Origin of the sequence: Kitasatospora sp. NBC_00315 (assembly GCF_041435095.1) — a bacterium.
Classification (GTDB): domain Bacteria; phylum Actinomycetota; class Actinomycetes; order Streptomycetales; family Streptomycetaceae; genus Kitasatospora.
The window spans coordinates 607,124-631,500 of the sequence record NZ_CP108025.1 but is presented as its reverse complement, the minus strand read 5'-3'; the positions used below and the strand labels follow the sequence as shown (position 1 = coordinate 631,500).

Below are 24,377 nucleotides of genomic sequence, written 5' to 3'. Positions count from 1 at the left end.
ACCGTCCGGGCGGCGCCGGACCGCGGCAGGCGGGGTTCCCGAAAGATCGCTCCCGAAGCAGGGATGGACGCGCAGTGACCGGGGCATACGCACGGTAGTCGCTGTTCGGACGCTATCGAGGAGGCCGGATGATCACCGATTTGGAAGACATGTCCGTGGCGGAGGAGCTTCGCACGCGGGCAGGCGCATTCGTGAACCACCATGTGGATCTGTGGGTCGCGGTGGAGGACGACGGCACCCTGATCCTGGCGGGCGCCGACCCCGCCGTCCTGTTCAGGGCCGCCGCCGACTGGCTGGCCGACGGGCCCGCGTACACGGTCGCGGAGGTCCACTGGGAGCGGCAGGCGTCGGAGCCCGCCCTGGCGCTGCGGCTGCGATTGGAGCGCCCGGGGGCGGCCCCGGCGCTCGCCCCGGGCCCGGCGGCCGGCGGGACGATCTGACGGCCCGTGGATCCGACAGTCGGTCGATCCGATGGCGGGACGATCCGACGGCCGGACGATCCGACGGCGGGAGCCCCGGGCGGGCCGTCAGGGCCGGACGGCTCCACCGGGCGCGGTGAAGATCCGCCGGAGGTGGGCGGCCGGTTCGTCGGGGTCGGCGGCCGTGAAGCGCCCGCTGAGATATCCGTCGGGGCGGATCACGATCGCCTCCCCGGCCCGGGCGGCGTAGGCGTCGCGGAACGCGTCCTCGCTGTCGCGGACGACCGGCACGCCGAGGCCGCCCGGGTGCGCACCCGGGGCGAGGACGGCGTACGCGTCCAGCAGTCCGTCCGCGGCGCCGCGGGCCGCCGCCGCGCGATCGCGGAGTTCCTCGGGACGGGTGTCGTGGCCGGCGTACAGCAGCAGGGTGTGCGCGGGGCTCCTGAGCAGGTCGAACAGGCGTAGTGGGTAGGCGGCGATGTCCCGGTGCAGGCCGCCGCAGTCCGGTGCGCGGTCACCGGGTGCAGGACCGGGACCACCCGGAGCCGGGCCGGTCAGCGGGCCGTCCCGGTAGCCGACCAGGAGCTGAGCCTCGCGCAGCATCATGGTGGTGGGGTCGGCCGGCTCGGCCTCGAACCCGTCCCGGGCGTGCCGGACCGTCCGCCCGACCACCTCCTGGCCCACGGGGTGGCGCTCGGCGTGGTAGCTGTCGAGCAGGGCCTCACCGGCGTGCCCGCGCAGGACCAGCGCGAGCTTCCACGCCAGGTTGTAGGCGTCCTGGATCCCGGTGTTCATGCCCTGGGCGCCGGTGGGCGGGTGGATGTGGGCGGCGTCGCCGGCGACGAAGACCCGGCCTGCGCGGTAGCGGTCGGCGAGTCGGTGGCTGATCCGGAACACCGACGACCAGCGGAGCGCGGAGGCCGTGGTGGCCTGCGGTGCGAGGCGGTCGAGCACCGCCTGGATGTCCGGCAGTCGCGGACCGCCGCCGTCCTGGAGACCGTGCTCGCTCTCCGGCCCGCCGGTCGGCGCGGTGAACTCCGGCGGGACGAGCATGCTCATCCGGTAGCGGCCGTGACCGGGCAGCGGGATGCAGACCAGCACGTCGTCGATCCGGCCCTCGGCGTCGAGGTGCACCGAGCGGATGCCGAACCCGGCCGGCATGTCCCAGTCCACCTCCACGTCACCCAGCATGTACTGCTCGGTGAAGGCACCCCCCTCGAAGCCCAGCCCGGCGCCCCGGCGCACGGTGCTGTGGGCGCCGTCGCAGCCGAGCAGGTAGCGGGCCCGCACGGTGCGCCGTCCGGCGGCCGTGGCGAGGACGGCGTCCACACCGGCCGGATCCTGCTCGAAGGAGAGCAGCTCCGTCCCGCGCTCGACGGCGGTCCCGTAGCGGGCGAGGTAATCGGCCAGCAGCCGTTCGGTGGTGTACTGCGGCAGGGCTGCGAAGCCGTACGGGATGTCGGGCGGTAAGTCCATCGTGATCCGGGCGGTCTGCCGCCCGTCGACGAACATCAGCTGGCCCCGCATCGGCACGGCCTCGTCGAGCACCCGGCGGGCCAGCCCCATCGCGTCCCAGATCTCCAGGGTGCGGGGCTGGACGCCCACGGCCTTGGCGTACGGCATCGGGGCGGCCAGCCTGTCGACGACGCGGCACCGCACACCCCGGCGGCGCAGCTCACCCGCGGCGGTCAGGCCCACCGGGCCCCCGCCCACCACCAGCACATCGGTCTCGGTATCGGCATCGGCCATGACGGCCTCCCGTGCGTCGGGACGGTGACGGACCCTCCTCGCCAGTCTGCACCGCGTGGTGGGCGCGCGCCTGCGAGGCCGGCCCGGCCGGACTTCGCACCCCTTGCGCTTGCGCTTGCGCTTGCGCTTGCGCCTGCGCTTGCGTCTGCGGCTTCGTCACCCGCGCCCCGAGCGCCGCCGGCTGCGTCGGAGCCCCGTGCTGTGCCGGGCACCCGCTCGCGTCCGCCGCCGGGGTCGTCCGGTCCGCTACCGGGTCGGCCGGGCGGGCAGCCCGTCCCCCTGGCCGGCCTGCCGGCGGCCGGCGCCCAGGACGCCCGCCCGGAGCGCGGCCTTGTTCAGCGAGCGCAGGGCGACCAGCAGGAAGGCGATGTCGTCCAGCAGGACGGGATCCGGCAGCAGGTCGACCGGGCTGACCAGATAGACGATCGACGACCAGAACAGGACCTTGTTCGACATCGGGATGCCGGTGGACCCGAGCACCCGCCGCACGCGTACGAGCTTCACCACCAGGACGACCGCGACGGCGATGGTGGCCGCGATCACCACCCCGCCGGCCACCAGCCAGAACATCCCCTTGCCGTCCACCGGTCCACCTCTCGCCCGATCCGCTGGTTCCTCCCGGAGCCTGCCCCGCTTTCGGCATACCGTGCGCGGAAGGCGGTTCCGTCAACTCTCGCACGTCCCGAAGCCCGCACCGGGGCCGCGCCGTTCTCGGCCGGTCGCGGGTGGACGGTCGCTGGTGGTGGCCGGTCGCCCCTGCCCGGGGGCCCGGGCGGTGCTCCGCCGTCGCCCGTCCGCGTCCGATCGTCGCCCCTCCGCGTCCGATCGCCGGCCGGCCGCCGATTCGTCCGCCCGGCGGCCGGGTAGACGAGGTGTGCACCCGCCGCCGGGCCACCTGCCGGACCGCCGAGCGGGCCCGTGGTCCGGGCGCACCGTGCCGGTCCCGGGGGCACCGCCCGTCCGTCCGTCGAGGAGGCCAGCCATGCCTGTCCCGTCCGCCCGCCCGGCCGCCTCCGTCGCGTTGCTGGCCCTCGCCCTGCTGGCAGCGGGCTGCTCCTCGGGGAGCGGCTCCCCGGCGGGGGCGGGCGGGGCACCGTCCGCCTCGGTGGCCGCGCCGTCGGCCGCCTCCTCACCCCCGTCGCCCGGGCAGCCGTCCTCGCCCGGGCCGTCCTCGGCACCGACGGCGTCCGGGTCGGCCTCGGAGTCGGCCCGGACGCCCGCCCCGGGCGCCTCCTCCCGGCCGCCCGCGGCGGGCGGCGCGGTGGCGTCCTGCCGCAGCGACCAGCTCACGGTGGCCCAGGCCGACCCGGGCGTCGGCGCCGGGCAGTACTACGCGGAGCTGGTCTTCACCAACGTCTCCGCCGCCGCCTGCACCCTGACCGGGTATCCCGGCGTGTCGTACGTGGTCGCGGACGGCGTCCAGTCCGGTAACGCCGCCGTCCGCACCACCGGTACGCCGGCTCCCACCGTCACGCTCGGGCCGCGGGGCACCGCCAAGGCCGCACTTCACGACAGCAACGGCGTCGGCGGGTATCCGCCCGAGGAGTGCATGCTCACCCCGGCCAAGGGGCTGCGCGTCTACCCGCCCGGCGAGAAGGCCGCGCTCTTCCTGCCCTGGGACACCGAACACTGCGCGGGCCCGACCGTCCACGCGCTGACGGTCGGCCCCGTCCAGGGGTGAGGCGCCGCCCGAGGTGACCCCGAGCAGGGTGACCCCGAGCCGGGCGGACGGCGGCCCGGGTGACCCCGAGCCGGGCGGACGGCGGCCCGGTGCAGCCACCGTGCCCGGCCGGGGGATCGGGCGGCCGGCGGCGGCGTGGACGCCCGCAGTGCGGGTAGGCGGCCGGATCACGGAGTGCGGACGTCGGAGGGGCGCGATGGCGGAGCGGATCATCGGGGCGGACAGCGGGAGACGATCCTGGACGGAACGGCGGCAAGCCCTCACCGGGGGGTTCCGCCGACGAGGGGGGCCGGTACTCGAAGGCGGGCCGCCGGGCGGCGTGGAAGGACCGGAGCCGGCCCCGGTACGGCGGTCCTGGCGCAGGACGGCGGTCAAGCTCCTCGTGCTGCTGGCGGCCTTCGTGGGCATGGTCGCGTTCGCCGTGGCGCTGGCGCGCATCACCCTGGTGCCGGTGCCGGGCGCGGTGGGGCAGGTGCACAGCAACCTGCGCCCCGGAGACTCGCTGCGCCACTACTTCCTGCACGCCACCACGCTGGACGCGGCGCGGCAGGTGGGTGGAAACGTCCTGCTCGGCGTGCCGTTCGGGGTGCTGCTGCCGGTCCTCTGGCCGAGGGCCCGGGGGCTGTTCCGGGTGCTGATCCGGACGGCGGCGGTGATGCTGCTGGTCGAACTGGTCCAGGGCGCCCTCATCACCGGGCGGGCCTTCGACATCGACGACGTGATCCTCAACACGACCGGCGCGCTGCTCGGCTACCTGCTCCTCGGGCGCCGACTGGCGCGGACGGTCACCCGCCGCTCGACTGCGCCCGTCGGTGGCTCCAAATCAACTGAGGGCACGCGGAGTTGGCATCGAATGGAGCGTTTGCCGGAGCCGATCCCGGCAAAGCGGAAGCCATGAGAGCAACGAACACCGTCATCAGATCACTGGCCCACGTCGTCGCAGGCATTCTGATCGTCTGGATCCTGCTCGACCTGTTCGACGCCAATCAGGGGAACACCCTGGTCAGCTGGATCCACTCGGCGGCCGACTGGCTCTCCGCCTGGTCGCGGGGGCTGTTCTCGGTCTCCGGCCACACCCTCCAGGTGGTGCTGGACTACGGCATCCCGGCCGTCGTGTACGCGGTGATCGGCAACGTCATCGCCCGACGGAGCGTCGAGTAGCGGGCCCGGTGGCCCGCCACGGCGGGCGGAGATCCGCGGGCAGCGATCCGCACGCGACCGTCGCACCGCCGACCCCACCTCCCGGGAGCCTCCCGGGAGGTGGGCGGCGTCATGTCCGGGGGGCGGACGGCGGACGGCAGACGTCTGCGGGGAGGTGGGGTCGGCGGGGAGGTGGGATCGGCGGGCGGCGCGCGGCCCCCGCCGGCGGGCCGTCAGGATCCGCGTGGATGGGACCGCTTCACGGAGCCCTTGGCGTCCGCCCAGAGGAAGCCGCTGCCGTAGGCGTTGGAGAGGTACACCCGGATGGTCGGTTTCCCGTCGAACATGTCCGGGCCGATGATCAGGTAGCGGCTCGTCGGATCGGGCACGTTCAGGGTGGCCTGCGCGGTCTTGAGCAGGGCCGGGAGGGCGTCCCAGTCGAAGCTGCGCAGATCCGAGGTCTCGTCGTCGGAGCTCATCGTGCCGCCGGGGGTGCGGGTCACCTTCCCGTCGCGGTAGTCGAGTTCGTCGAAGAGCGAGGGATCGGCCGGGGTAGGGGCCTGCGCGCTGGCGTACTCCGGGTAGACGGTGAGCTCCGTGACCCGGCCGTCGGAGAGCGACGGGCGCATCGCCTCGATCACGGTCCGCAGACCGGCCGGGGTGAGCAGGTTCTCGGCGGCGGCGGCGGGCGGCGTGTTGCTCCCGGCGGCGGTCGGCGCCGGGGCGGACTGCGCGGCGGACTGCGAGGCAGGCGGGGCGCCGGCCGGGCCGGAGGACCGGGAACTGCTCGCGGGGCCGGTGGCACCGTTCTGCGCCGCGGCCCCGCCACCCGCGTTGCCGAAGGGGACGAGCGTCCAGATCACCACACCGGTGACGGCGAGCGCGGCCGCCGACAGCGCGGGGGGCGTGATGCGCCGGATGGTCGAGCGCGGGGCCCGGCCCATGGCGGCCGGCCGCCCGGGCGTGGCCGGCCACGTCGAGGGGGACGCCCCGGCGGGCAGGGGCCGGCCGAGCCGGGTGGTCCGGTCGGCGGGCGAGGTGACCAGGCCGGCCGGGACGCCGCCGGGGCCGGCCTGTCCGGGCCAGGGGGTGTGTTCCGCCGAGGAGGGCTGTCCGGGCCATGAGTTCTGCCCGGCCGAGGAGGGCTGTCCGGGCCAGGCGTTCTGTCCGGGCCAGGGGGTGTGCTCCGCCGAGGGGAGCTGTCCGGGCCGGGGGGTGTCGGGGAACGTCTGCGGCCAGGGTGCCGGTGCCGACGGTGGGCCGCCGATGTGGCCACCGGTCGCCTCGGCGGCCGCCAGGGCGCGGTCGATCCGGTCGACGTCCGGCCGGGCCGACGGGTCGCGGGTCAGCAGGGCGGACAGCAGCGGCCCCAACTCGCCGCAGCGCACCGGCGGTGGCAGCGGCTCGTCCAGTACGGCGGCCAGCGTCGCCAGCGAGGTGCCCCGGCGCAGCGGGTGGTGGCCCTCGAGGGCGACGTACAGCATCATTCCGAGCGACCACAGGTCCGAGGCCGGGTCGCCCTCGTTGCCGCGGATCCGCTCGGGAGCGATGTACTCGGGTGAGCCGATCAGCGCACCGGTGGCCGTGAGGGCGGTCGCGTCGTGCATGGCGGCGATACCGAAGTCGGTGAGCACCGGGGTGCCGTCGGGCCGCAGCAGGACGTTGGCGGGCTTGACGTCCCGGTGCTGGATACCGGCGCCGTGGGCGGCCCGCAGCGCGGCGAGGACGCCCCGGCCGATCCCGGCCGCCTCCGGCACGGTGAGCGGGCCCCGGGCCAGGCGGTCGGCCAGGCTGCCGCCGGTCACCAACTCCATGACCAGCCAGGGGTGCGGGTGTTCGGCACTGTCGACGATGTGGTGGATGACGGCGACGTTCGGGTGCTGGAGTCTGGCGCACGCCCGGGCCTCGCGCAGCACCCGCTCGCGGGTCTCCCGCGCCGCGTCCGGATCCGCCGCCGCCATCGCCGGGTCGAGCGCCCGGACCTCCTTGAGCGCGACCTCGCGGTGCAGGACGTTGTCCCGCGCCCGCCAGACCAGGCCCATCCCGCCGCCGCCCAGGCGTTGCAGCAGTTCGAATCGGCCGTCGACGAGCCGCGCGTCCGGCGCTCCAGTGTTCACGCCGGACATCGTAGAAGAGACCACCGACGCTCGCCGTGCCGGTCCGCCCGTGCGCCGGTCCCGGCCGCGCCCGCCCGCCCGTGGCCGGATCAGCCGGCGTCCGCGGCGATCCGGAAGCCGATGTTCCCGGTCGAACTGTCCGGTGTGTTCGAGCTGCGCGCGCCCACCCGGTAGCGGTTGCAGTACGAGTCGTGGCACAGGTGGGACCCGCCGCGCATCACCCGGGCGTCGCCGGTGGGCGGCCCGGTCGGGTCGGTACGCGGGCCGCTGCGGTGGAAGTCGACGCTGAACCGGTCCGCGCACCACTCCCAGACGTTGCCGACCGTGTTGTAGAGCCCGAAGCCGTTCGGCCGGTACGAGCGCACGGGCGCCGTTCCGCGATGGCGCCCGGTGTGCCGGGTGGGGAAGTCGCCCTGCCAGATGTTGAGCATCTCCTTTCCGCCGGGCGCGAGTTCGTCGCCCCAGGGGTAGCGCAGCCCGGTCGGCCCGCCACGGGCGGCGTACTCCCACTCGGCCTCGGTGGGCAGGCGGGCGCCGGCCCAGGAGCAGTACGCCGTGGCGTCGTTCCAGGAGACGTGGACCACCGGGTGCTGCTGGCGGGCGGTGAAGTCGGAGCCGGGGCCCTGCGGGTGGCGCCAGGTGGCTCCGGCCACGGCGTGCCACCACGGGGTGCCGGGCACGGTGGGGGAGTCGGCGCGGAGCGCGGGCGGCAGGAAGCCGCCGAAGACGTAGCTGAAACCGTACCGCTCGGCGTCCGTGACGTGGCCGGTCTCCTTCACGAAGGAGGCGAACTCGGCGTTGGTGACGGCGGTGGGCGCGATGCGCAGGGGGCCGATCTCGACCGCGCGGACCGGACCCTCCCCGTCGGCGGGAAAGCCCGCCGGGTCGTCGCTGCCCATCAGGAAGGGGCCGCCCGGCAGCTCCACCAGGTGGCGGACGGCCCGCTCCGCGGCGGCGGAGGCCGGAGCGGGTGGCGGCGGCACGGGCGGGGCGGCCGCCCGCCGGGTGAGGGTGAGCAGGGGCGGCCCCGGAGGGCCGGAGGCCCGGTGGCCGCCGGAGGTCTGGTGGTCGGGTGCGCAGCAGTCGGGCATCGGAGCCCCCCGGTCGAAGGTGGAGCCGCAGCGGTGGGCGAGCGGCGCAGCGGCCCCGCCGGTCCCGGGCGAGTGGCGCCCGGGACCGGCGGGACACGCGGGTCAGGCGGTGCGGTCGGCCGCCAGGGTGGCGGCCAGCGCCGGGATGCCCAGGTCCCGCTCGTCCTGGGCGCTCGCCTGGTAGAGCTTGTTGGTGAGCTGGTACGGGTCCTCGGCCAGGTCGTAGTACTCGCGGAACACCACCGAACCGGTGCCGACCGGCTTGCCGGCGTCGTCGGTGTGGATCTGGTAGTACTCCGTGTACTGCTCGGTGGTGCTGACGTACGAGGACCAGGTGTGCGGGCCCCCGGCGGCGGTGCCGTGCTTCCACCACTCGACCAGCAGGTGGTCGCGGCTCTGGCCGCCCAGCAGCGAGTGCCCGTCCTGCGGGGTGTTCGGGGTGATCCCGGCGGCGTCCAGGATGGTCGGCGCGATGTCGATGTTGGCGATGACCCGGTTGTCGGTGGTGCCCGCCCCGAGGCCGCCGGCCGGCCAGGAGAGGTAGAACGGCACCTCGATGGAGGGGCGGTAGGGGACCGACTTCTTCAGCCACCCGTGGTCGGCCCAGGTGTAGCCGTTGTCGCCGAGGTAGATGACCAGGGTGTTGTCCAACTGGCCGAGTGAGACCAGCTTGTCGTGGATCTCCTGTACGGCGTCGTCGACCGAGAGGAGGGTCCGCAGCTGCCGCCGGCGCAGGGCCCGCGCGTCGGCGAGCGTGCTGGTGGCGTCCTGGATGTACTGGGGCTTGTCGCTCCGGTCGGCCTCGGTGACGGACGGCCGCCCGTCCCAGGCCGGGACGGCGGTGTCGGCGTACTTCGCGTCCGGGACGTTGGGCTCGTGCGAGGCCTTGGGCGCGATGAACGCGAACCACGGCCGGTGGTCGGTGGCGGCCTTGTCGAGGAAGGACAGGGCCCGGTCCTTGATGACCGTGGTGCTGTAGCCGGGGATGGTCCGGACCGTCCCGTTGTCGTTGTAGGCACCGTCGTTGTAGACGACCGGGTCCTCCAGCAGCCACTCCTCGAAGTGCGGCGGGTTGTCCGCCGCGTGCCAGGCGTTGAGGTACTTGCCGAACAGGCCGGTACGGTAGCCCGCCTGCTTGAGGTACCGCTGCACGGTGGTGTTCTGGTCCAGGTTGTACGGGCTGGAGTTGTCCAGCACACCGTGGTTGTGCGCTTGGCGGCCGGAGAAGATCGAGGAGCGGGAGGGAGCGCAGAGCGGCGTGACGACGTGGCCGTTGGTGAACCGCACCCCGTGGCCGACCAGCCAGTCGACCGTCCTGGGGGTGGCCCACTCGGTCTGCTTGGGCTGGTCGTCGGTGAGGATGACCAGGATGTTCGGCCGGGCGGCCGCCGTCGCGGGCGCGGCCGCGGCGGCCGTGCCGGTGAGGGTGGGGACGGCGGCGGTGGCGGCCACGGCGGCGGCGCCGGCCAGGAAACCGCGGCGTCCGACCTGGGGTTGATCGTTCCGGCTCATCGGGGAAGTCCCTTTCATGGCGGAGGGCATGGGGCGGAGCGCGCCGTCGGCGAGACGGCGCGTGGGTGGGGCGGTGTGCTGCCGGCGGTCGTCGGCCGGGCCGGGCGCGCGTGGACGGCGCACGCCGGTCAGGGCCACGGGCATCGCCGGAGGACGGCCGTGGCGGCTCTCGCCGGGGACGGGAGAGCGTTACGCCGGGCCGACCGGACACAGCGCGCTCTGCAGCCGTCCGAAGTCGACGTGCAGCCGCGCGGAGAGGATCACTCCTGCTGCCATGGCCCTGAAGGTAGGGGCCGCCGGCGGCTCGGCACAACGGCTTCCGTCACTCAACATGCCGAATTCACAAGGCTGTTGCGGTGTGACATGAACAAGTCGGCTCAGAATCGCCCAGACCCGCCCGGAGTGTCCGGGCCCCGCGGCCGGCGGACACGCGACGGGCCCGCCGGTTCGGATGAACCAGCGGGCCCGTCGGTGGGGCGGGTTACGGTCAGGGCTTGCTGAAGTAGCCCAGCAGGTCCGCCGCGAGGTGCGTACTGCCCGCGTGGTTGTAGACGTCGAACCTTCCGTCCGGGCCGACCGGGGTGGTCACCTGGTTGGCCACGGTGACGCCGGGCTGCACGTTGAGGTTGCTGGTCACAGGTCGCGCGGAGCCGTGGGCGAACACCGTGAGGTAGCTGCTGTCGGTGGGCTCCACCGCGGTGACGTTGAGGACGGCCGCCGTCGCGCCGGCCGGGACGCCGCCGAACACGGTGGTGCTGTCCGCGCCGGGCTTGCCGCCCGATCCCGTCCGGGTGTCACCCAGGCGCAGCGGGCTGACGGGGGTGTAGAGGCTCTGGCCGTCCGGGGCGTACCAGCCGAAGACGTCCACGACGGCCTGCGCCGAACCCTCGTGGTTGTACAGGCTGATGGTGCCGTCGGCTCCGATCGGCACGATCACCTGGTTCGAACGGTCCTGGCGCGGCGTCGGGTTGAGACTGGTGCTGACCGGGCGGGCCCGGTCGCCCGACCAGAGCGTGAAGAAGGTGTCGGCCGTCGCGTCCGTGGAGGTCAGGTTGACCGTGACCGCGGTGGCGTTGGCCGGGACGCCGTTGACCCCGGCGACCTTCACCCGGCGGGTCTCGTCGGCGCCGAGCCTGGTGCCGGTACGGGTGTCGAGCAGGCGGGTGGGCGTGCCGGTGGTGAACCGGTCGCCGACGTTGGGCTGGTAGTAGCCGACGACGTCGAGCACGACCTGCGCCCGGCCGGAGTTGACCACGACGTTGACGGACTCACCGGCGCCCAGCGGGACGGTGACCAGGTTGGCTGTCGTCCTCCCGGCGGCGATGTTGAGGTTGGAGGTGGCCGGGCGCGGCTGGCCGGCGGGCCAGACGGTGAGGTGGGTGTCCTCGGTGGCCCCGGTCGCGGTCAGGTTGAGCACCACCGAGGCGATGGACCCGGAGACCACGGCTCCCGGGCGGGCCAGGCCGATCGGGATCTTCACGGTCTGGACGACGCCGCCCGCCGCGCCGCCGCCGTTCCCGACCTGCCGGGTGTCCAGCACCCGGTACGCGTCGGTCGGCAGGTAGCCCGACGGGGCGTACGCGGCGCGGAAGACCTTGCTGCTCACGGCCGAGTGGCCGTGGTCGTCCCGCACGGTGAGCTTGACCGTGTAGTCGCCCGGCGTGGTGTAGGTGTGGCCGGTGCCGGCCGGGTAGGTCACCGTGACGGCGCCGGTGCCGTCGCCGAAGTCCACCGTCGAGGCGGTGATCGGCCAGGAGGAGGCGGTGGCGCCGGTGTCCACCGTGACCGAGAGCGGCGGGGTGTGGCCGATCGGGTCGGTCGAGGTGGGCAGGACGTCCGCGACCGTGAAGGCGGGCGCCAGCTGGTCCGGCAGGGTGGCCTTGACCGCGACGTCCTGGCTGCTCACCGCGGTGCCGACGCCGTTGGTCGCGGTGACCTTGACGGTGCGGTCGCCGACGGTGGCGTAGACGTGGCCGGCGCTGGGCGACGCCGTGTCGACCACGGTGCCGTCGCCGAAGTCGAAGTGGTAGGTCAGCGCGGCCGGCCAGTCGTCGGTCGCCTTGGCGGTCGCCGTGACCGTCGTGCCGATCGGGGCCCAGGGCCGGTCGACCGTCAGCGTGACGCCGGAGAGCTTGTCCTGGAGCTCGGTGGCCCCGCGGTCCAGGTAGCCGATGCCGGTACCGGTGTTGGGGACGTTCGGGTCGTCGGCGGCCGGGCGGCCGGCCTGGTCCGTGGCGAGCGCGCCCGGCGCGGTGGCATCGGCGGAGTCGATCAGAGGCGACCCCTCCGCGATGATGTAGGTGGTGGCCGGAGGCAGCAGCAGGTCGTGGGCGCCCTGACCGGTCGCGGCCCGGAAGGCGGCGAGATCCTGGTAGGCCGCGCCGTTCCAGGAGTACGCGGTGGCGCCCGCGTTCGGGATCAGCGCGTTGTAGTCGGTACGGGTGCCGGGCAGGGCCGCCGCCGCCACCGAGATCTCGGTGGCCGACGAGCCGGCGGCGCAGGCCCAGTCGGGGAGCCGGTCCGCCGTCTGCGCGGCGAGCACGTTGTTGACGACCGTGCTGTCGGTGGCGGCGCCGGTGAGGGCGATGGCCGGTCCGCAGCCGCGCTGCACGGTGTTGTTGACGACGGCGGTACGGGTGGCGTCGGCCGCCTCGATCGACACGGTCCGGCCGGGGCTCACCTGGTTGTGGCTGACGACGGTTCCGTCGGCGCCGCCGTGGATCAGCACGCCGGACGTGGAACCCGGGTAGATCCAGCTGCGCCGGATGGTGACCCCGCTGCCGCCGTTCACGTCGAAGGACGGCACGTTGGAGGCGAAGGACTTGACGTCCTCCAGGGTGACCCGGCTGGAGTTCGTGACGGCGACGCCGTTGACGACGCCGAGGCGCTGGATCGCGACGTCGTGGACGCCGGTCAGGGTGACCGTCGGCCGGCCGGTCGTCGTGTCGTCACCGGCGAGCCAGGCGGTGTCGCTGTTGCCGGGAGCCATGGCGCCGCGGAAGGTGATCGGTTTGTCCGGGGTGCCGGAGTGGGTGAGCGTCACGTTCTCGTCGTAGCCGCGGTCCCCCTCGACCTGGACGGTCTGTCCGGCTTCGACGAGCTCGGCCGCCCGGCCGATCGAGCAGAACGGCGTCGCTTCGCTGCCCGGTCCGGAGTCCGAGCAGGTACCCCCCACGGTGTTGTTGACGTGGAGGATCGTCACCTCGGCTGCTGCGACGGGCGCCGGCAGTCCGAGGGCGGTGATCAGGCCGGCGGTGGCCAGCCCGACGGTGTGGCGTGCGCGCACGGTGGTGCTCTCCCCTGATTGGTGGTGTGTTCCCCATGTGTCCGCTGTGCGGCCGGTGGTCCGGGCGCGCGGACCGGCGCGGCTCGTCCGGTCCCGCAGGAACGGCGGCGGCGGTCCGGTCAGTGAGTCGGCGGGGCGGTCCCCGGCATGCCGACGGTGACGCTCATGACGCACGCGCGATGACGCCGATCCACCTGGTCCCCCCTGGACACGTGAAGGCTGCGTGCCGGTGGAGGCGATCCACAGGCGACTGCAGACATCCTCTGCGCGAAACCACCACCTGTCATCTCATAATTTTGTGGGCTTTGGTCCGTCAGATGCCATCTGAGCTGGGGCTATTCAGTCTCAAGGTCAACATGAACGTGTTCAGATGATGACGGAATCGTTACCTTCTCCGGCAGCCGCCGCGGCCCGCCCCAGCGGTCCGGCCCGTGGGCGCCGACTCGGCGCCGCTCCGCGGCCGGTGCGGTGGGCGAGCCGACGCGCCGCTCCTCGGCCGGTGCGTCAGCTCGCCCACTCCCTCGGGCCGCCGGCCCGCAGGCGTACCCGGCCGAGCCGCCGCCACCGGTCGCGCGCCCCCGCACACGGCGGGGGCTCGGGGCGGCCGGAGTCAGCCGAGTGCCTCGCGCAGGGCGGTGACCCGGGCCGCGGCGGCCGTGAACTCGGCCCGATCCAGGCTGCCGGCGTCCAGGGCGTCGGCGAGCGCGGTGGTCGCCTGCTCGCCCTGGACCGTGTCCCGGGCCGAGCAGAGCACCAGGTCCATCCCGGCGGCCGCGGCGGCGACCGCGCGCTGGCCGGGGGTGCCGAACGCGGCCAGTGACCCGGCCTCCAGGGCGTCGGTGATCGTGACGCCCCGGAAGCCGAGCCGCTCGCGCAGCTCCTGCTGAACGACGGTGCGCGAGAGGCCGGCGGGCCGGTCCGGATCCAGCGCGGGGTACACCGCCCAGGACAGCATGACGAGATCGACCCCGGCGGCCACGGCGTCCGAGTACGGCGCCTCGTCCACGTCGCGCAGCACCGTCAGTGCGACCGGCAGGGTCACCGGGCCGGTGTCGGTGTCGCTGCCGGCCGGGGCGGAGCCGAGACCGGGGAAGTGCTTGGCGGTGGCCGCCACCCCGGCCTGCTGCTGCGCGGTGACGAAGGCGGACCCGAGCGAGGCGACGGCCTCCGGGTCCTTGCCGTAGGACCGTTGCGTCCGGTCGATGAAGTTGCCCGGGGTGTCGTAGACGTCCAGTACGGGCGCGAGGTTGACGTTCAGGCCCACCCCGGCCAGGTTCTCCCCGGCGGCCCGGCCCGTCCGGGTCGCGGCGGCGTCCGGGTCGGCGGCGAGCCCGACCTCCTTCGCCGACTGGACGGGCTCGCCGGGCAGCCGGCGGATCTGGCCGCCCTCCTGGTCGGTCATCAGCAAAAGCGGTGCCTGCACCGGACTCTGCCGCTGGGCCTCCCGCAGCTGCGCCACGACCGCCTTCAGCCGGGCCGTGTCGGGGATGTTCTCGCCGAAGAAGATCACGCCGGCCGCCCGGCCCGCGCGGATGTCCTCGAACAGCGCCTCGGGCGGGGTGGGGCCCCGGTACGAGTAGACGACGCGCTGCCCGGCCAGCTGTTCCGCGGTCGGCTCGGCGCTCCGGCCGGGGCTCGCACCGGCGGCCGGGCGCGGGCTCGCACCCGTGCTCGGGCCGGTCGTCGGGCCGGTGGTCGGGCCGGGAAGCGGCGACAGCGCCGGGGGCGAGGGTGTCGGTGTCCCCGGGGGCTGCGGTGAGGTCGAGCGGACGGCGGGCTCCCGGGGTGTCGTCGCGGACGCCCCGGCGGTCGGTGCCGGGGCCGTCGAACAGGCCGCGAGCAGCAGGACCAGGCTCACGGACACTCCGAGGGTGCGCAGCGACACGCTCGTCTCCCTCCGCTGTCGTTTCCGGTCGGCGTCCGGGCCGCTGCTCGGGCCCGCCGTCCGGCCGTGCTGTTCCGCTCCGCCGCGGCCCGGGGCCGTTCGGGGGCTGCTTCAGGGCCGTGTCAGGCTAACCCGCACCGTCCGTGCGCGGCCGGCGCCGCGCGCCACGGAGGCAACCGTCACCTGCTCGGACGCGGCGTCCGCGCAGCGCTCGGACGCCCCCGGACCGCACGGCCACGGCGTGCGGTGCACGCGTCGGCGCCCGACCTGCGGGGCCGACCCGGACGACCGGACGACCGGGGGCCCGGGCCAGAGGGACGAGGGGCCCGGGACGAGCGGGGGCCCGGCCACCAGTGGTGACCGGGCCCCCGCTCGGTTTCCCGGCGGGCTCGTCGTCCGCCCACCGCGGTCGCAGGAGCGCACCGCTTCGGCCGCCCTGGCCGCGGGCGGTTCGCCGGCCGGATCGTGCAGTTCGGACGTCAGGCCGAGGCGATCTCGCGGAGCTCGGCGGTGACGGTCCAGTTGTCCGGGTGGATCTCCAGGAAGCGCTTGGTCCACTCCAGGGCCTCGGCCTTGTCCTCGGTCTGGATGATCGCGTAGCCGCCGACGACCTCCTTGGCCTCGGTGAAGGGCCCGTCGGTGTAGCTGAGCTTCCCGTCGGACCAGGTGATCCGGGTGCCCTGGGCGGTCGGGGTGAGTCCCGCCGTCTCCAGCATGACCCCGGCCTTGGTGATCTCCTCGAAGAGTGCGCCCATCCGCGCCTCGAACTCGGGGCCGGGCTCTCCGGCGGGGGCGTTCTGCTCGTCGATACGGATCATCGAAAGAAAGCGCGGCATGGTGACTCCTCGGTCGGTACGGCGGGGGCTTTCCCCGCCCGTCACACCTACGTCGAACGGGGGCCGGACGGATCGACAGGCCTCTCGGAAGAATTTTCGGCGAGTTCCCCGGGCGCGGAGCCGACCGCCCTGCCCGGCGCTCGTCCCGCTCCCGTCGCACGCCTGGATCCAACCGTGGCAGGGCTGCCCGGCCCCGGCATTGCTGCGCGCGTGGGCGTGGACGTCAATGTTGACGGCACCGCCGGAACCACGCGGACAACCGGGCTGAGGGACGCGGTGATGGCGTCCCCGCCGTCCCCGCCGTCCCCGCCGTACGCGGACGCCGGCGCCGGCGCCGACGCCGGTGGGCCGGTGCTCCGCGGAGCACCGGCCCACCCTTCCCTGCGTATGTCACCGCGTCGCCGGGCCGCGGTGCGGCCGTGCGCGATGCCGGCCCGTGCGCGGTGCCGTCCCCTGCGCGCGCCGTCCGTCCGCGGTCTGCTACGGCTTGCTGAAGTAGCCGAACACGTCGGCGATCACCTGGGTGCTGCCGACGTGGTTGTAGACGTCGAACCTGCCGTCGGTCCCGAGCGGGGTGACGACATGGTTCGGGACGGTGCGGCCCCGGGTGAAGTTGACGCTGCTGGTGCCGGGCCGTGCGGCGCCGTCCGCCCAGACGGTCAGGAAACTGTCCTGGTCGGAGTCGGTGCTGGTGACGTTCAGTACGGCGGCGGTGGCGCCGGCCGGAGCGCCGGAGGGGACGGCCAGGGTGGCGTCGGCCCCCAGCGGGCCGGCCGTCGTCAGCCGGGTGTCCAGTGCCCGGGACGGGAGCACCGGGGTGAAGGCGCTGCCGCTGTCGGGCGCGTAGTAGCCGGAAAGGTCGGCGATCATGTGCAACGTGCCGGCGTTGTTGCAGAGGGTGACCGTGCCGTCGGCGGCCACCGGAGCGATCACCTGGTTGGAGACCGTCTCGCCCTTGAGGAAGTTGAGGTTCGAGCCGTTCCCGCCGACCGAGAGGTTGCCGTCCTGGTCGGGATCGGTGACGGTGACGTTGAGGACGACCGAGGTCGCGTTGGCCGGTACACCGTTGGCGCCGCGGACCTTCAGCGTCACCGGCGGCGGGTTCCAGTTGTAGACGCAGGTGGAGTGGACCCTCCCGGCAGGTCGGCCGACGCCGGTGCGGGTGTCCAGGATCCGGGTCGGGGAGACCGGGTTGTAGAGGTTGCCGAAACCGGTGAAGTACGCCCCGAGACGGTCGACGACGACGTCGAGGGCCGCTCCGCCCGGCGAGTTCCAGACGGTCACCTTGCCGTCCGGGCCGACGGGCACCGTCACCAGGTTGGGGATCGCCCTGCCTGCCAGGTAGTTGACGTTCGAGCTGCTCGGTCGCGCCGAGCCGCTGGGCCCGACCGAGAGATGGCCCGCGCCGCCGGGGTTGACCGCGGTGACGTTCAGGACCACGGCCGTGAGGCCGTCACCGAGTTGCAGGTCGACGCTGAGCTGCCCGCCCGGGAGCAGCTTCACCGGGCTGCTGCCCGAGCGGGTGTCCAGGATGCGGGTCTGGGTCCAGTCCTCGTACCGGCTCGGCAGGTAGCCGACCTTGACCGGCCGGGTGAGCGAGGCGCGCTGGCCGCCCTGGTCCGTGACCGTGACGGTCACGCTGTAGTCGCCCGGCGTCGGGTACACGTGCGGGGAGGCCGGATCGGTCCCCACCGGCGAACCGTCGCCGTAGTCGACCGTGTAACCGGTGATCGGCCAGGGGCTGCTGGTGCCGGTGGTGTCCACGACGTACGAGAGCGGGGCGCCGCAACCGGGGGCGTTGCCGGCGCACGGCTTGACGGTGAACACCGGCACCGGCGGGCCGGGCTCGTTGACCACGACCGGGTTGTCGTTCGACACCGCGGCGCGATAGCCGTCCGGGCCGGTCGCGGTGGTGGTCACGGTGAACCGGCCGGCCTTGGTGTAGGTGTGCTCGGCGACGGTCCCGGCGGAGACCACCGGGGCCGAACCGTCGCCGAAGTCGGTGGAGTAGCTGACGGCGAGCGGCCAGTTCGTCACGATGCGGGTGGTCGCCGTGGCCTTCACCGGGTACGGTGCGGGGCCGCCGACCAGCCCGAGGTTGCGCAGGATCACGCCCTGGCGCTCGACCGCGCCGCGGTCCAGGAAGGTGCCGCCCGGGCCGGTGTTCGGCGTCTGCGGATCGTCGGCCGCGCGGTTGCCGTCGGCGTCGGTGTCGGCGGCGCCGGGGGCGGTCGGATCGGCGGAGTCGAGGGCCGGGGAGGCGGCGCCGAGGCTGTACTGCGCACTGCTCCCGTCACTGCCGAACTTCGGGTCGCCGACGAGGTCGTGGGATCCCTGCCCGGTCGCCGAGCCGAGCGCGCCCGGCGTCGGGTACGCGGTGCCCGCCCAGTCGTACGGAGCGCTGGCGTCCACCGGGCCGAGCAGGTTGTGGTCGAGGGTGGTGCCCGGGGCCGAGGCCGCCGACACCGAGACCAGCGGCGCCCCCGCCGCACAGGTCGGGGTCCGGTCGTTGTTCACCACGATGTTGTTGTGCACGGCGGAGCCGGAGGACGCGCCGGTCAGCCGGACGGGCGTGCCGCACTGCTGGACGATCGTGTTGCCGGTGACGACGGTGCCGGGCGCGTCGGTCGCGAGGAACTGCTGCGGGTCGGTACCACCGATCTGGTTCCGCGTCAGCGTGGTGCCGCGGACGCCGGCGCCGATCCGGATGCCGCCCGTCCCCGAGGTGGCGAGGTCGTTGCGGGTCAGCGTGACGTCCTGGGTGGCGCCGGTCAGCTGCACGAGGGAGGACGGCGTGATGGTCTGGACGAGCGCGGTGTGCTCGATCCGGACCCGGGAGGAGTCCTTCACCAGGAACGCCTGCCCGTCGGCGAAGACGTCGAAGTTCTGCACGACGATGTCGTGGACCCCGCTGAAGGTGAAGGCGGGCGCGTTCGGGTGGCTCGCCACCTCGGCGGTGTGCGGGTAGGCAGGGCCGGTGGTGAAGGTGATCGGCCGTCCGGGCTCGCCGGAGCGGGTGATCTGCGCCGGCCCGTAGTCACCTCCCCAGCCGTACGCCACCTCGACGGTCTGACCGGGCTGGGCGGCCGCCGCCGCGGCGGAGATCGAGCAGAACGGCGCCGCCTGCGTGCCGCTCCCGCTGTCGGAGCAGCGCGAGGGGATCGAGTTGTCGACGAAGAGGGTGGACACGTCGGCCGTGGCGGCCGTGGCCGCGGGTATCGGCAGGCCGAGGCCCAGCGCGAGCACGGTGGCGCCGGTCAGGCCGGCAAGTCTGTTGAACCGCACGAGGTGAGGATCCCCCAGTGAGGGTGGTCGTGGGCCGGGACCGACGTGATGCCGCCGGGCGTCGGACGATCACCTGACGAGTAGGTGAGAGCATCATGGCCGATCATGCTCCGGCTTGTCAGCCCGGTTCCTCGCGGCCCGGCCGCCGGGTGCAGGCCGTTCCGCCGGGGCGTCCCGCAGCTCGCCTCGCCCACCGCCGGTCGTGCCCTCGCCGGAAGGGCGCTGCCCGTCGCCGGAAGGGCGCTGCCCGTCACACCGTCGCCGGAAGCCCGGACGGCGTCCGGCGACGGTGTGACGGGGCGCCCCGGAGGGTACGGGCCCGCCCTTCCGGCCGGACCTGCCCCACCCGGGGCCGCCCGGCAGGCATGATCGGAGCCGACACCACCACCGAAAGGATCCTTCCGATGGAGTTCCGCCACCTCGGCCGCAGTGGCCTGATCATCAGTGAGATCGCCTACGGCAACTGGCTCACCCACGGCTCCCAGGTAGAGGAGGACGCGGCCGCCGCCTGCATCCGCGCCGCCCTCGACGCGGGAATCACCACCTTCGACACCGCCGACGTCTACGCCGAGACCCGGGCCGAGGCGGTCCTCGGCCGGGCGCTGAAGGGCGAGCGTCGCGAGGGCCTGGAGATCCTCACCAAGGTCTACTGGCCGACCGGGCCGGGCCGCAACGACCGGGGCCTGGGCCGCAAGCACATCATGGAGTCCATCGAGGGCTCGCTGCGCCGCCTGCAGACCGACTACGTCGACGTCTACCAGGCCCACCGCTACGACACCAGCACTCCGCTGGAGGAGACCATGGAGGCGTTCGCCGACGTGGTCCACTCCGGGAAGGCCCTCTACATCGGCGTCTCCGAGTGGACGGCGGACCAGATCCGGGCCGGCCACGCGCTGGCCCGCGAACTGCGGGTGCCGTTCGTCTCCAGCCAGCCGCAGTACAGCGCGCTCTGGCGGGTCATCGAGGCCGAGGTGGTGCCGACCTGCGAGGAGCTCGGGATCGGGCAGATCGTCTGGTCGCCGATCGCTCAGGGTGTGCTGACGGGCAAGTACCTGCCCGGCGCCGAGCCCCCGGCCGGTTCGCGGGCCACCGACACCAAGGGCGGCGCGAACTTCGTCGCCCGCTGGATGCAGACCGAGGTGCTGGAGCGTGTCCAGCTGCTGCGGCCGATCGCCGAGCAGGCCGGGCTGAGCCTGGCCCAGCTGGCGGTCGCATGGGTGCTGCAGAACTCGAACGTCTCCGCGGCGATCATCGGAGCCTCCCGCCCCGAGCAGGTCACCGAGAACGTCAAGGCGGCCGGAGTGACCCTCGACGCCGGCCTGCTGAAGGCGATGGAGGAGATCCTCACCCCCGTCGCCGAGACCGACCCGGGCCGGACGGCCGAGAACGCCCCGAAGAGCCGCCCCTGACGGACGGTGGGCCGTGCGGACACCGCGTTCGCACGGCCCGGGCCGGTCGGGCTCCCGACCCTCCGGCCCGGACCCCGTGGGGCGCGGACCCGGCCGGGGCTCGCCACCCGGGGAACCCGCGACGGCTGCGACGGCCGGGACCGCCGGGACCGCCGGAAGACGCCGAGGGACGCGCGGGGTCGCCGGAGAGTCAGCCCAGCACCCGCACGGGTGCTCCGGCGAGGAAGGCCCGGATGTCCTCGACCGCCTCGCCGTAGTACGTCCGGTAGTTGTCCCACGTGACGTAGCCGAGGTGCGGCGTCGCCAGCAGCCGGGGCGCGGAGCGCAGCGGGTGGCCGACCGGGAGCGGCTCGATGTCGAACACGTCCAGGCCGGCGCCGGCGAGGGCGCCGCGGTGCAGAGCCGCCAGCAGGGCGTCCTGGTCCACGATGGCGGAGCGCGAGGTGTTCACCAGGTAGGTGGTCGGCTTGAGCAGCGCCAGTTCGGGGGCGCCGAGCAGGCCCCGGGTCCGTTCGCCCAGCGCTAGATGGACGGAGACCACATCGCTCGCGCGCAGCAGGTCCTCCTTGGACGCGGCGAGGCTCGCGCCCGCCGCCTCGGCCCGCGCCGGTGTGAGGTTCTGGCTCCAGGCCGTCACCTCCATGCCGAAGGCCTGTCCGATCCGGGCGACCCGACTCCCGATCCGGCCGAGCCCCAGCAACCCGAGGCGGCGGCCCTCCAGGTCGGCGCCGACGGTGCTCTGCCAGGGGCCGCCGGTACGCAGCGCGGTGTTCTCGGGCACCAGGGAGCGGGCCAGCCCGAGGATCAGGGCCCAGGTCAGTTCGACCGGCGGGGTGGAGGAGCTCGCGGTACCGCAGACCGTGACGCCGTGGCGCCGTGCCGCCGCATGGTCGATCACCGAGTTCCGCATCCCGGAGGCGACCAGCAGCTTCAGGGCCGGCAGCCGGGCGAGCAGGGAGGCCGGGAAGGCGACCCGCTCGCGCAGGGTCACGACGATCTCGAAGCCGGCGAGTGCGGCGGCGAGTTCGTCCTCGGTGCCGATGTGCTCGGTGAAACTGACCACCTCCACCCGGTCGGTGACGGGTGACCAGTCGGCGGCGGCCGTCGCCGCGCCCTGGAAGTCGTCAAGAACCGCACAGCGCAGCGTCATCGCCGGCTCCTCATCCTCGGTGGACCACCCGGGTCGCCCCGCCCGGCCGGGCGACGCCCGGTGGGACCATCCCATCACGGGCCCGCTTCGCCCGGGCGTGGCATCGCCGGCGGCATCGGTGGCGGTGGCGGTTGCCAAGTCGCGAGCCTGCCGTAGGATCGTCGGCCATGGTTGACTTCTATGCTCCGACAAGTCCCTACGACGATGGATTTCTCGACACCGGAGACGGCAACCGCATCTACTACGAGCAGCTCGGCAACCCCGAGGGCAAGCCGGCCCTGAACGTCCACGGCGGCCCGGGATCGGGCGCGCCGCAGCGGCCGACGAGGGCCTGGGATCCCGAGCGCTACCGGGTCATCCGCTTCGACCAGCGCAACTGCGGTCGCAGCACCCCGCACGCGAGCGATCCGGCGGCGGACATGAGCCTGAACACCACGCAGCACCTGATCGACGACATGGAACGGCTGCGCGTGCACCTCGGTGTCGAGAAGTGGCTGCTGAACGGCGGTTCCTGGGGCGCGACGCTCGTCCTGGCCTACGCCCAGCAGCATCCCGAGCGGGTCAGCGAGATGGTCGTCCCGGCCGTGACGACGACCCGCCGCGCCGAGATCGAGTGGCTCTACCGGGGCGCCGGTCGGTTCCACCCCGAGGCATGGGACCGGTTCCGCGACGGCGTCCCCGAGGACGAGCGGGACGGCGACCTGCTCGCGGCGTACGCGCGGCTGATGGAGAACCCCGACCGGGCCGTCCGCGAGAAGGCCGCCGCCGACTGGCTGGCCTGGGAGGACGCGGTCGTCTCGAACGAGCCCAACGGTGTGCCCGGCATGTACGGCGACCGCGAGGTCGACGCGCAGATCGCGTTCGTACGGATCTGCGCCCACTTCTTCAGCAACGGAGCCTGGCTGGAGGAGGACCAGCTGCTGCGCGGCGCCCACCGGCTGGCCGGGATCCCGGGGGTGCTGGTGCACGGCCGGCACGACATGGGCAGCCCGGTCGGGACGGCCTGGGAGGTGGCGAAGGCCTGGCCCGGTTCCCGGCTCCACATCATCGAGGACTCCGGGCACGCCGGGAGCGAGGCCATGCAGGAGGCGGTCCGGGGGGCCATCGAGGAGTTCAAGAACCGCTGACGACCCGGTCCCGCTGTCGACCCGGTCCCGCCGAGGATCCCGAGCCCCGCCTTCGTCCCGGCGGCGTCCTCCCGAGTGGGCGGGGACGGGGCCGCCGCCGGGCCGCCGCTCCACCCGGCCGGGCGGCGTGCCTCCGGGCGCTCGACGGACCGCGCGACGGACCGCGCGACGCTGTCGCGCCTCGCCGACCGGCACGCCTCGCCGACCGGCACGCGTCGCCGACCGGCACGCCTCTCAGCGCGGCCAGGAGGGCCAGGAGGCCGGCTGCACGGGCAGCGTGGACGCGGCGCAGGGACAGGGGCAGCTCGGCGGCGGTGCCGGTGCGAGTGCGGTCCGGCTGACGACCGGTGCGCCGGGCGCCGTCCGGTCCGGCCGGTCCGGCCGGTGGAGGACGAGGGAGGGGGACCGCGGGACGCGCGTGGTCCACTCGGCGGGTACGGCCCCGCGGTCGGCCCGCGGGGTCCGAACGATGCGCGCGGGCCGCGCGGGCCTTGCGGGCCGGGTCGCGGGCCGGGCCGCAGGAGGGCCGGGAGGTGCGGGCAGCGCCGGGGCGATCGCGGGAAGGGCGCCGCAGATGGTGGTGCTCATGCCTGCCTCCGAAGGATTCCGGGTGTCGCCGTGGTGGGCCACGGTGATTCTGGAGTTCACCCCTGAGTGATGCGGGCGGTCGGCCGTGATAATCGCTCGGCCGATCGGGGAATTGCGGTGGAGGTCGGGGTGCGGGAGCCGCGCAACGGGAAAAGGCGGCCTCGAAATCGGCGCTGTCCGGATTCCCGGCTGCCGTACTTTCCACCCTAGGTGCGGGCTGGTCGCCGATCGTGGTACCGGGGGCGGCAACCGGCGGCCCGGCGCGGTACTCCGGTATTACTCCGAACGCGGAGTCGGGGTCGGCCGGAGTCGGCGCTCAGCCACGTAGCCCCGCCGTGAAACCCCGGGGCGGACGCCCTCCGCAAAACCCCGCTGCGAAACCCCTCCGCGAAACCCCGGGGCGGACGCCCTCCGCAAAACCCCGCTGCGAAACCCCTCCGCGAAACCCCGCTGCGAAACCCCGGGGGACGCCCTCAGAGGTCGTAACACGATCTTGAGATGCGGTGCTGTTCGGCCGTAACCGGTACGACGATCGGGTCGTTCGTGGGGGTGTGAGTGTCAAGCCGTGGGTCGTGGACGACGAGCTGTGGGCGATGGTCGAGCCGGTGCTGCCGCCCTGGCCGGAGAGGTCGCCGGGTCCTCGGCCGGTGCCGGACCGGCTCTGTCTGCAGGGCGTGCTGTTCGTGCTCTACTCCGGGATCACCGGGCAGCAGCTGCCATGGGAACGGGGCTTCGCGGTCCGGGCAGACCTGCTGGCGCAGGCTGGGGCGCCGGCAGGACGCGGGCGTCTTCGACCGGCTGCACCGGATACTCCTGTCGGAGCTGAACGCGGCCGGTGAACTGGACTGGAGCCGCGCGTGCGTGGACGGCTCCCACGTGCGTGCGAAGAAGGGGGCGCCGCGACGGGCCCGTCGCCGGTCGACCGCCGCAAGAACGGCAGCAAGCACCACCTGATCTGCGACGGCAACGGCACCCCGCTGAAGGTCGTCACCACCGCGGGCAACGTCAACGACGTCACCCGGACACTCACCCTGGTCGCCGCCGTCCCGCCGGTCGCCGGTCGGGTCGGCCACCCACGCAAGCCGTGACCGGCGGGCGGCCT

The 24,377-nt window shown here is 74.1% G+C and carries 18 protein-coding genes; 8 read left to right on the top strand and 10 right to left on the bottom strand.

Annotated elements, in window-relative coordinates; genetic code table 11:
* Positions 1-128: 128 nt before the first annotated feature.
* On the top strand, positions 129-440 hold the full coding sequence (locus OG823_RS02675; RefSeq protein ID WP_371477114.1) for a hypothetical protein: 312 nt from the start codon (positions 129-131) through the stop codon (positions 438-440).
* Between the two features lie 87 nt (positions 441-527).
* Here the strand turns inward: OG823_RS02675 and OG823_RS02670 are convergent, their stop codons facing one another.
* On the bottom strand, positions 528-2,168 hold the full coding sequence (locus OG823_RS02670) for an FAD-dependent monooxygenase (RefSeq protein WP_371477113.1): 1,641 nt from the start codon (positions 2,166-2,168) through the stop codon (positions 528-530).
* Between the two features lie 246 nt (positions 2,169-2,414).
* Positions 2,415-2,753 (bottom strand): DUF1232 domain-containing protein, encoded by a 339-nt coding sequence (locus OG823_RS02665; protein WP_371477110.1) that lies wholly within the window; start codon positions 2,751-2,753, stop codon positions 2,415-2,417.
* A gap of 397 nt (positions 2,754-3,150) precedes the next feature.
* Between OG823_RS02665 and OG823_RS02660 the strand changes: the two genes are divergently transcribed.
* The 3 genes from OG823_RS02660 (at position 3,151) to OG823_RS02650 (ending at position 5,010) form a co-directional block, all read left to right on the top strand.
* Positions 3,151-3,849 carry a DUF4232 domain-containing protein gene (locus OG823_RS02660; protein ID WP_371477108.1) on the top strand — a complete coding sequence of 233 codons (699 nt, stop codon included), beginning with the start codon at positions 3,151-3,153 and terminating at the stop codon, positions 3,847-3,849.
* 319 nt (positions 3,850-4,168) lie between these two features.
* Complete coding sequence (locus OG823_RS02655) at positions 4,169-4,747, top strand: VanZ family protein (protein WP_371477106.1); 579 nt, start codon at positions 4,169-4,171, stop codon at positions 4,745-4,747.
* Positions 4,744-5,010, top strand: a complete 267-nt coding sequence (locus OG823_RS02650; RefSeq protein ID WP_371477103.1) for a hypothetical protein — start codon at positions 4,744-4,746, stop codon at positions 5,008-5,010. The genes OG823_RS02655 and OG823_RS02650 overlap by 4 nt, the downstream gene beginning before the upstream one ends.
* A gap of 212 nt (positions 5,011-5,222) precedes the next feature.
* Here OG823_RS02650 and OG823_RS02645 read toward each other — a convergent pair whose 3' ends face one another.
* The 7 genes from OG823_RS02645 to OG823_RS02615 form a co-directional block, all read right to left on the bottom strand.
* Positions 5,223-7,106 (bottom strand): protein kinase, encoded by a 1,884-nt coding sequence (locus tag OG823_RS02645; RefSeq protein ID WP_371477101.1) that lies wholly within the window; start codon positions 7,104-7,106, stop codon positions 5,223-5,225.
* Positions 7,107-7,195: 89 nt separating this feature from the next.
* Positions 7,196-8,197 (bottom strand): formylglycine-generating enzyme family protein, encoded by a 1,002-nt coding sequence (locus OG823_RS02640; RefSeq protein ID WP_371477099.1) that lies wholly within the window; start codon positions 8,195-8,197, stop codon positions 7,196-7,198.
* 102 nt (positions 8,198-8,299) lie between these two features.
* A complete protein-coding gene (locus tag OG823_RS02635; RefSeq protein ID WP_371477098.1) occupies positions 8,300-9,709 on the bottom strand; it encodes a sulfatase in 1,410 nt (469 codons plus the stop codon).
* Positions 9,710-10,196: 487 nt separating this feature from the next.
* Positions 10,197-12,995 carry a PKD domain-containing protein gene (locus OG823_RS02630; protein WP_371477095.1) on the bottom strand — a complete coding sequence of 933 codons (2,799 nt, stop codon included), beginning with the start codon at positions 12,993-12,995 and terminating at the stop codon, positions 10,197-10,199.
* Between the two features lie 610 nt (positions 12,996-13,605).
* Positions 13,606-14,880, bottom strand: a complete 1,275-nt coding sequence (locus OG823_RS02625; protein WP_371477093.1) for a glycoside hydrolase family 3 N-terminal domain-containing protein — start codon at positions 14,878-14,880, stop codon at positions 13,606-13,608.
* A gap of 479 nt (positions 14,881-15,359) precedes the next feature.
* Positions 15,360-15,716 carry a YciI family protein gene (locus tag OG823_RS02620; RefSeq protein WP_371477090.1) on the bottom strand — a complete coding sequence of 119 codons (357 nt, stop codon included), beginning with the start codon at positions 15,714-15,716 and terminating at the stop codon, positions 15,360-15,362.
* 480 nt (positions 15,717-16,196) lie between these two features.
* Positions 16,197-19,001 (bottom strand): PKD domain-containing protein, encoded by a 2,805-nt coding sequence (locus OG823_RS02615; protein ID WP_371477089.1) that lies wholly within the window; start codon positions 18,999-19,001, stop codon positions 16,197-16,199.
* A gap of 404 nt (positions 19,002-19,405) precedes the next feature.
* Here OG823_RS02615 and OG823_RS02610 point away from each other — a divergent pair, with 404 nt between their 5' ends.
* Positions 19,406-20,410, top strand: a complete 1,005-nt coding sequence (locus OG823_RS02610; protein ID WP_371477087.1) for an aldo/keto reductase family protein — start codon at positions 19,406-19,408, stop codon at positions 20,408-20,410.
* Positions 20,411-20,600: 190 nt separating this feature from the next.
* On the opposite strand, the gene OG823_RS02605 is transcribed toward OG823_RS02610, so the two are convergent.
* The gene (locus OG823_RS02605) at positions 20,601-21,560 is read right to left on the bottom strand and encodes a D-2-hydroxyacid dehydrogenase family protein (RefSeq protein ID WP_371477085.1); all 960 of its coding nucleotides are present in this window, start codon (positions 21,558-21,560) and stop codon (positions 20,601-20,603) included.
* Between the two features lie 167 nt (positions 21,561-21,727).
* Here OG823_RS02605 and pip point away from each other — a divergent pair, with 167 nt between their 5' ends.
* From pip to OG823_RS02590, 3 genes are all read left to right on the top strand, one after another.
* Entirely contained in the window at positions 21,728-22,687 is a 960-nt protein-coding gene (pip, locus tag OG823_RS02600) for a prolyl aminopeptidase (protein ID WP_371477084.1), read from the top strand.
* A gap of 1,091 nt (positions 22,688-23,778) precedes the next feature.
* Positions 23,779-24,114, top strand: a complete 336-nt coding sequence (locus tag OG823_RS02595; RefSeq protein WP_371477083.1) for a transposase — start codon at positions 23,779-23,781, stop codon at positions 24,112-24,114.
* Positions 24,115-24,132: 18 nt separating this feature from the next.
* The gene (locus OG823_RS02590) at positions 24,133-24,363 is read left to right on the top strand and encodes a transposase (RefSeq protein WP_371477082.1); all 231 of its coding nucleotides are present in this window, start codon (positions 24,133-24,135) and stop codon (positions 24,361-24,363) included.
* Positions 24,364-24,377: the final 14 nt, after the last annotated feature.